This window comes from Candidatus Pelagibacter communis (assembly GCF_001180185.1).
GTDB classification, from domain to species: Bacteria; Pseudomonadota; Alphaproteobacteria; order Pelagibacterales; family Pelagibacteraceae; genus Pelagibacter; species Pelagibacter ubique_F.
In genome coordinates, this window is the sequence record NZ_CVSS01000017.1 from 1 (window position 1) to 748 (window position 748).

Sequence of the window (748 nt, forward strand, 5' to 3'; positions counted from 1 at the left end):
GATTTAATTTTTTTAAGCGCATCATTTAGAGGGCTACCAAAAGACAAAGATGAAATAAAAAAACAATTATAAAATTAAAAAATCAAAAAGATAAAAATCAACCTACAAATATAAAAACTAGCGGAAGCACTTTTAAAAACCCAATTAATAATCCTTCAAAATCGGTGTTTGGGTAATTATCTACAATATAACTAAATTTTTCTTTTGCTTTCACTATCGGTTTAAAATCTCTTTTTTCATCCTCAATTGTTTCATAATAACACATACCAATTAAATAATGCGCATAGACTATATCTTTATGTTTTGGATATGTTTTTAAATATCTTTCTAAATTATTAAGTGCTTCAGCATAGAAATTTTGAAGATAAAAAGAATATGCGGCCATCAGTGCGGATTTTGGAGCCCACTTTGATTGTGGCAACATTAGCTCTGCCTCTAAAAATTTTTTTGATGCAAAATAAGGATCACCTTCTTCAATAGAATTATAAGCCTCCTCATATGCTGCTTTAATCTCTAGTTCTTGATTTGTTTCTTTAATTAATGAAATCTCTTTTTCTTCTTTTGAGCAATTATTTAATAAGATTAAAATAAAAAATATAAAAATAAACTTATCCATAACTTTTAAAAATTAAACTAATTATAAGGATAAAAAAATATTATGCTATAGATCTTAATAAACTTTTATTTATCAAGGTATAGGTAAAAAAAATCATACAAAGTTTTCAATAAAGATTATTCAACTCAAATA

Annotated in this window: 1 protein-coding gene; it reads right to left on the reverse strand. The window is 24.7% G+C overall.

All coding sequences use genetic code 11. The features are described 5' to 3' along the window. Positions 1–97: 97 nt before the first annotated feature. Positions 98–616, reverse strand: coding sequence for an outer membrane protein assembly factor BamD (bamD, locus tag AMN95_RS01315; protein WP_075522208.1), 519 nt, complete (start codon positions 614–616; stop codon positions 98–100). Positions 617–748 lie beyond the last annotated feature (132 nt).

Coding starts and splice junctions, on each gene's coding strand:
- bamD (WP_075522208.1), bottom strand. CDS start 616: ATGGATAAGTTTATTTTTATATTTTTTATTTTAATCTTATTAAATAAT.